The following is a 6457-nucleotide window of genomic DNA, read 5'->3' as shown; positions in this document are numbered from 1 at the left end:
CGAGCAGGCGTGTCAAGGCGGGAAAGAGTACCTTGACACGCCTGATCGGCGACTAAAGATCGGCTGTGGATCGGGGGCGGGGGAGGTCTGGTTGGAGTGGTCGGCTGCTTTGCGTTGCCGGGCGGCGGTTTGCTACGAGTAGATGGCTCGATGTGCTGCTTGGATCGCACTTCCGTATAGGCCGCCGGTGATTCTGTTGCGCGCCAAGGCTGCTCGTGCTGCGTTGGCTCCTGGGGCGCCGTGCACCGCGCCTCCCGGGTGGGCCGAAGCTCCGGCCAGGTAGAGCCTGTCGATGGGGGTGTCGGCCCGCGACAGGCCTGGCACTGGGCGGAACACGAACTGCTGGTGGATCGCCGCTGTACCGGCGTTGATCGCGCCCTGCACGAGGCTCGGGTTGAGCGCCTCCAGCTCCGCCGGCCCCTGCGGGCACCGCGCCTTGATCAGGCTCCGGAAGCCGGGTGCGCGGCGCTCGATGACCTCTTCCATCCGGTCGGCGTAGCGCTCCAGCCGGTCCCTGTCCCAACGCTCGCCGCGCGGGACGTGCGTGTACGCCCACACCGACTCGGTGCCCGCCGGGGAGCGGGACGGGTCCGTCGTCGTCATCTGGCCCAGCAACAGGAACGGCCGCTCGGGCACCCGGCTGCACGCCAGGTCCGCGCCGTACGCGGTCAGTCCATCGAGGTCCGCGTCCAGGTGCACCACGCCCGACCGGCGCGCCTCTTCGGCCGTCCACGGGATCTTCCCATCCAACGCCCAGTCGACCTTGATCGTCGCGTTGTCCCAGTGGAAACGGTCCAGGTCGGACACCAACCTGGCGGGCAGGTGTTCCTCCCCGACCAGCTCCCGGTACAGCGCCGGGGCGGGCACGTCCGCCAGCACCGCCCGCTTGGCCCGCACCAGTTCACCGTGCTCGTCCCGCACACCCATCGCCCGGTTGCCCGCGATCAACACGTCCCGCACCCGGCGGTTGCACTCGACCCGGCCACCACGATCCGCGAGACGACGCACCAGCGCGGTGATGATCCGGTCCGCGCCGCCCTCAGGCACCGGGAAACCCACGTCCTGCCCGGCCATCCCCAGCAGCCACCCGAACACACCGCTGCCCGCGTTGTCCGGACCGAGATCCGTGTGCAGGGCGTTGCCGGCGAACAACAACCGCGCGCCCTCGCCGTCGAACAGCTCCTCGCCCAGCCGCCGCACCGGCAGCGTCACCATCCGCACCAGCCGCAGGGTCTCCGCGACCCCGATCCGGCGCACCAGCCTCGCCGCCGACCGCACCGGCGGGAACGGGCGCAGCACCGATTCCAGCAGGTCGTCCCGCACCCTCTGCCACTGCGCGAACGCGTCACGCCAGGCGTCGCCGTCCTTGGCGGCGAACGTGGACACCGAGGCGGCCGTCTCGTCGAGATCCCGCGACAACGCCACGCACCGGTCGTCGTGCAGGACGTGGGCCAGCACCAGCGGCGCGTGCTTCCACACCAGGCCGTAGGAGTCCAGCCCCAGCTCACGCAGCACCGGCGACGCGTAACCGAGCGGGTAGAACGCGCTGCACAGGTCGCTGCGGAACCCGGGCGCGGTGACCTCGGCACTGCGCACCGCGCCGCCGGGCTCCGGCGCGGCTTCGAGCACGAGCACGCTCCACCCGGCGTCGGCGAGCACGTTCGCCGCCACGAGGCCGTTCTGGCCCGCCCCCACGACGACCGCGTCGACAGTTTCGGTCACGACGCTCCCTTCTAGGCCTGCGTCTGACGACTGGGCCGCCCCAGCCTGATCCCAGCCAACCGCTCCAGCCACGATTCCGCACCCCGCGGCGCGAGCGGTCCACTGCCCGTGCCGCTGCCGTCGCGCATCCCGGCGACCAGTTCGGCCAGCGCCTCCTTCGCGTCGTACCGCGGTTCCCAGCCGAGGTGGGCGCGGGCGCGAGTGGTGTCGATCAGCGGGGCCTTGTCGGCGAGGCTGAGCCAGCCCGGGTGCATCGGCTGCAACCCGAGCCGCCACGTCGGCAGGGCCAGGGTGGTGACCAGCCGCCGCGGCACCGGGACGCGGAAACCGCCGAACAGTTCGGCGAGGTCGTTGACGCCGAGCACCGGTTCGGAAGCGAGGTTGAAGGCACCCTCCGCGCGCTGGTCGAGCATGCGGCAGATCGCGTCGGCGACGTCGTCGGCGTGCACGACCTGGCCACGCAGACCACTCCACAGCGGCACCGGCAGCAGGCGGTTGCCGATCAACGCGGTCGGCAGGAGCGGGCTCAGCGTCCACCGCGCGAGCTGCGCACCGGAGTCGTACTGGGCGACGGCGCACGGCCGGAACACCGCGACCCGCACGTCCGGGTGCTGCCGGGCGAACAGTTCGACGAGGCGTTCCAGGCGCGCCTTGTCGCGGCTGTAGGCGCTGCCCGGGACGCCGGTGCGCGGCCAGTCCTCGTCGACGCGGGTCCAGCGCGGGGCCGGAGTGTAGGCGGCGACGGAGGACGCGCAGACCAGCTGCGGCACCCCGGCCTCGGCGACGGCGGCCAGGACCTCCTGCGAACCCTCGATGTTGGTCCGGTTGCGGGGCGGCTCGTCGACACCCGGGTGGATGGCCCAGGCGAGGTGGACGACGGCGTCCGCGCCCGCGAAGACCTTCGGCAGGACGTCCGGGGCGGAGTCGGAGTCGAGGTCGCAGTCGACCCACTGGGCGCTGTCATACGGTGGACGAGCGTCCGGAATCCGCCGCGCCAGCCCCACGACCTCCCAGCCCGGCCTGCGCGCGGCCGCGCGCAGGAACGCGGTGCCGATGCTGCCGGACGCCCCGGTGACCACGACCTTCATGCCGGACGTGTTCCACCGGGGCGGGTTCGCTAACCGCCGGGCACGGAACTTCTCAGTCCACCGGCAGGGCGGGCGCGTCCGGCGTCGCCACCGCCGCCAGCCGCGCGCGGACCGCCGTGCGGGCGTAGTCGTAGCGGGACGGGTCGTCGTGCAGGAGGGCGTCCTCGGCGGCGGCCCTGGTGAGCGCGTCCAGCTCGAAGGCCAGCTGCGCCGGGTCCACGTCCGGGTCGATCTCGCCGAGCTCCTGCGCCTCGGCGATCGTCGTGCGGTACAGCGTCTGCCAGTCCCGCCGACCGGCGGCTATCGCGTCGCGCACGCGGCCGGGGCGCGCGTCGAACTCGGCCGCGGTCGCGACGAAGAAACACCCGCCCGCGAACACCGGCTGCCGCACGTACGCCAGCCACGACTCGGCCAGCGCCCACACCCGCCGCAGCCCCGCCGGCGCCTTCCGCGCGGGCTTCACGACCTTGCCGACGAACACCTCGACGGCCGCGCGCACCGTCGCCAGCTGCAGCTCCTCCTTCGAGCCGAACTGGGCGAACACCCCGCTCTTGCTCACGTCCAGCTCGGTCGCCAGCCGGCGCACGGACAGGCTCTCCAGCCCCTCCACGGACGCGATGTCCATCGCCCGGTCCAGGATCGCGCGCCGCGAGCGCAGCCCGCGCTGCACCCGCTTGTCCACGTGCACGTCAGCCACCCGGCCAGTCTATCCCGGACAGCCGTCCACCGCCTGCTCGATTCCCTGCGGAGAATTGCCGCCTACAACCGCGCGAACTTACCGTACGGGTGTCCACCAACTTGGAGGAGACGACATGCGAGCGGTACTGCAGCGGGCGTGGGGCGACCCGCTCGAAGTGGCCGAGGTGCCCGCACCGCGGCCCGCCCCCGGCGACGTCCTGGTCCGGGTCTTCGCGGCGGGCGTCAACCCCGTCGACCACTACACCGCGATCGGCCAGGCCTACAACATGGTCCTGTCGCTGCCCCACACCCACGGCTGGGACGTCACGGGGGCGGTCGAGCAGGTCGGCTACGGCGTGACGCGGTTCGCGCCCGGCGACCGCGTCTACGGCATGCCGTGGTTCCCGCGCGCGGCGGGCGCGTTCGCCGACTACCTGACCGCCCCGGCCCGCCACCTCGCGCCGATGCCGGAGGGGCTCGGCTTCACCGACGCCGCCGCCCTGCCGCTCGCCGGGCTGACGGCGTGGCAGATCCTCACCGAAGTGGCCGGCGTGTCGGCCGGGCAACGTGTCCTGGTCTCGGGCGCGGCCGGCGGCGTCGGGCATCTCGCCGTGCAGATCGCCAAGGCCCGCGGCGCGTACGTGATCGGCACGGCGAGCCCGCCGAAGCACGAGTTCGTACGCGCGCTGGGCGCCGACGAGGTGACCGACCACCGGACCGGGCCGCCCGCGCGGGACGTGGACGTGGTGGTCCAGATGTTCGGCGGCGAGCACGGCCTGACCGCGCTGCGCGCCCTCCGGCCGGGCGGACTGCTGGTCAGCGGCCAGTCCGCGTGGACGCCGGGCCTGCACGAGCGGGCCGCGGAACTCGGCGTGCGCGCGGTCGGCTACCTCGTCGACCCGGACGCGGCCGGGCTCGCCGCGCTCACCGATCTGGTCCACAAGGGACAGTTGTCGCCGCACGTCAGCGAAACCTTGCCGCTTGCCGAGGCCCAGCGCGCCTTGAACCTGCTCGCCGAGGGTCGCACCACCGGCAAGCTCGTCCTGACCGTCACCGACTGAGGAGGAACCGTGGAAAGCACAGTCCGCACCTACGCCGAAGCCAAGAGCCGCGCCGACACCGGCGCCGCGCTCGCCCAGTGCCACCCCGGCGTGGTCATCGAAACCGTCCCCTTCCGGGCCGTCGCGCACGGCACCGCGGAGGCCGAGCGCCAGTTCGCCGGGTTCTTCCGCGCGTTCCCCGACTACCGCGTGCGCGCCGACTACCTGCGCACGGCCGGGGGCCTCGTGGTCGGCTCGGGCACGATCAGCGCCACGATGCGCGGCGCGCTGGCCGGGATCGAACCGACCGGGAAGTCGTTCGAGCTGCCGTTCGCCTGCCACTGGCAGGTGCGTGGCGGCCTGATCGCCCACGAGCGGTTCTTCTTCGACTTCCACTGGATGTGCGAGCAGCTGGGCCTGTCCACCGACGAGGCGGGCAAGCGGTTCACCGAGTGGCGGGAGGCGGCATGAGCACGTACGTCCTCGTGGCCGGCGCGTGGCACGGCGGCTGGTGCTGGGACCGCGTGGCGGCCCGGCTGCGCGAACGGGGTCACCGCGTGATCGCCCCGGACCTGCCGATGGACGCCGGCGCCGGCCTGCACACGCACGCCGCCGAGGTGGCCGCCCTGCTGACGGACCTGGACGACGTCGTGCTCGTCGGGCACAGCTACGCCGGTTTCGTCGTGCGGGAGGCCGCCGACCGCGTGCCGGAACGCGTCGCGCGGCTGGTGCTCGTCGACGCGTGGTTCGGCGGGGACGGCGAGTCGCTGGACAGCCGCGCGCCGGGGTGGTTCACCGAGTGGGTGGACTCGATGACGGTCGACGGGCTGATCGGCGTGCCACCCGCGGCGGCCGTCGGCGTCACCGACCCCGCCGACGTGAAGTGGCTGGAGGCGAACATGGCCCCGCACCCGCGCCGGTCGTTCGCCGAGCCGACGACGCTGACCGGCGCGGTCGAGTCCATCCCCTGCCACGCCGTGGTGTGCCTGGACAACGAGCGGATGCCGCTGGCCCGCCTGGCGCGGGAAGCCGGGTGGCCGGTCACCGGGCTGCGCACCGGCCACGAGTGCATGGTCACCGCGCCGGACGAGCTCGCCGGGGTGCTCCTGGAGGCGTCCACTCAGGACTGACCGGCGGAACCCGGTTCAGCCATCCGGCGGTGCATCGCCGCCTTCACCGTGTCCGGCACAGCCCGCGCCGCCGCGGCCTGGACCTTGTTGCGCGCCGAACCGGCGACCACCTTGTCCTTGCCTGCCATCATCGCGGCGAACCCCTGCTCGGCGACCTCCGCGGGATCGTCCTTGGGGCCCTGGGCGATCTTGGTGTCGGTCATCCCGGCCCGCTCGAAGAACTCGGTGTCCGTCGGCCCCGGCAGCAGGGCGGTGACCGTCACACCGCTGTCCTTCAGCTCCTCGCGCAACGCCTCGGCGAACGAGGCCAGGAACGCCTTGCTCGCACCGTAGACGGCCTGGAACGGCCCGGGGGTCATCGCCGCGACCGAGGACGTGAACAACACCCGGCCCGCCGCCTGCTCCACCATTCCCGGCAGCAGGCGGCGGGTCAGGTGCACGGCAGAGGTGACGTTCAGGTGGACCACGTTCAGCTCGTCACGCAGCGAGCCGTCCACGAACGCGCCGCCGACCCCGACCCCGGCGTTGACGGCCAGCGCGGCCAGCGGCCGGTCCACCGACGCGACCGCGGCGACCAGGTTCTCCACCCCGTCGTAACTCGCGAGATCGCCCCGCACGGCCAGGACCTGCGCGCCGAGCGCCAGCAACTCGCGCTGCGCGTCGTCCAGTTCCGCGTTCTCCGCGGCGATCACGAGGTCGTAGCCGTGCGAGGCGAACTGTTTCGCCAGCTCGCGCCCGATCCCGGTGGAGGCACCGGTGACGACCGCGAGCGGTCTGGTTCCTGTGTTCGTCATGGCGG

Annotated in this window: 7 protein-coding genes; 3 read left to right on the top strand and 4 right to left on the bottom strand. The window is 73.1% G+C overall.

The features are described from left to right. Nucleotides 1-132: 132 nt before the first annotated feature. Genes ABZ193_RS26575 through ABZ193_RS26565 form a run of 3 tightly spaced genes read right to left on the bottom strand, consistent with a single transcriptional unit; the run spans nucleotide 133 to nucleotide 3507 of the window. On the bottom strand, nucleotides 133-1722 hold the full coding sequence (locus ABZ193_RS26575) for an NAD(P)/FAD-dependent oxidoreductase (protein WP_354711877.1): 1590 nt from the start codon (nucleotides 1720-1722) through the stop codon (nucleotides 133-135). An 11-nt stretch (nucleotides 1723-1733) separates the two neighbouring features. Continuing rightward, nucleotides 1734-2810: an NAD-dependent epimerase/dehydratase family protein gene (locus ABZ193_RS26570; protein WP_354711876.1), complete on the bottom strand. Its 1077-nt coding sequence runs from the start codon at nucleotides 2808-2810 to the stop codon at nucleotides 1734-1736. A gap of 52 nt (nucleotides 2811-2862) precedes the next feature. After that, on the bottom strand, nucleotides 2863-3507 hold the full coding sequence (locus ABZ193_RS26565; protein ID WP_020422982.1) for a TetR/AcrR family transcriptional regulator: 645 nt from the start codon (nucleotides 3505-3507) through the stop codon (nucleotides 2863-2865). 115 nt (nucleotides 3508-3622) lie between these two features. On the opposite strand from ABZ193_RS26565, the gene ABZ193_RS26560 reads away from it, so the two are divergent. The 3 genes from ABZ193_RS26560 to ABZ193_RS26550 are packed head-to-tail and all read left to right on the top strand — an operon-like array spanning nucleotide 3623 to nucleotide 5658. Beyond that, nucleotides 3623-4549 (top strand): NADP-dependent oxidoreductase, encoded by a 927-nt coding sequence (locus tag ABZ193_RS26560; protein WP_354711875.1) that lies wholly within the window; start codon nucleotides 3623-3625, stop codon nucleotides 4547-4549. Between the two features lie 9 nt (nucleotides 4550-4558). Next, nucleotides 4559-4999, top strand: a complete 441-nt coding sequence (locus ABZ193_RS26555) for an ester cyclase (protein WP_354711874.1) — start codon at nucleotides 4559-4561, stop codon at nucleotides 4997-4999. Beyond that, the gene (locus ABZ193_RS26550) at nucleotides 4996-5658 is read left to right on the top strand and encodes an alpha/beta hydrolase (protein ID WP_354711872.1); all 663 of its coding nucleotides are present in this window, start codon (nucleotides 4996-4998) and stop codon (nucleotides 5656-5658) included. The genes ABZ193_RS26555 and ABZ193_RS26550 overlap by 4 nt, the downstream gene beginning before the upstream one ends. Here the strand turns inward: ABZ193_RS26550 and ABZ193_RS26545 are convergent. Further along, complete coding sequence (locus ABZ193_RS26545; protein ID WP_354711871.1) at nucleotides 5649-6452, bottom strand: SDR family NAD(P)-dependent oxidoreductase; 804 nt, start codon at nucleotides 6450-6452, stop codon at nucleotides 5649-5651. The genes ABZ193_RS26550 and ABZ193_RS26545 overlap by 10 nt on opposite strands. Nucleotides 6453-6457: the final 5 nt, after the last annotated feature.

Origin of the sequence: Amycolatopsis sp. NPDC006125, assembly GCF_040614195.1 — a bacterium.
Classification (GTDB): Bacteria; Actinomycetota; Actinomycetes; order Mycobacteriales; family Pseudonocardiaceae; genus Amycolatopsis_E; species Amycolatopsis_E tucumanensis.
This window is presented reverse-complemented; position numbering and strand designations above follow the sequence as displayed.

Coding starts and splice junctions, on each gene's coding strand:
- ABZ193_RS26560 (WP_354711875.1), top strand. CDS start 3,623: ATGCGAGCGGTACTGCAGCGGGCGTGGGGCGACCCGCTCGAAGTGGCC.
- ABZ193_RS26545 (WP_354711871.1), bottom strand. CDS start 6,452: ATGACGAACACAGGAACCAGACCGCTCGCGGTCGTCACCGGTGCCTCC.
- ABZ193_RS26570 (WP_354711876.1), bottom strand. CDS start 2,810: ATGAAGGTCGTGGTCACCGGGGCGTCCGGCAGCATCGGCACCGCGTTC.
- ABZ193_RS26550 (WP_354711872.1), top strand. CDS start 4,996: ATGAGCACGTACGTCCTCGTGGCCGGCGCGTGGCACGGCGGCTGGTGC.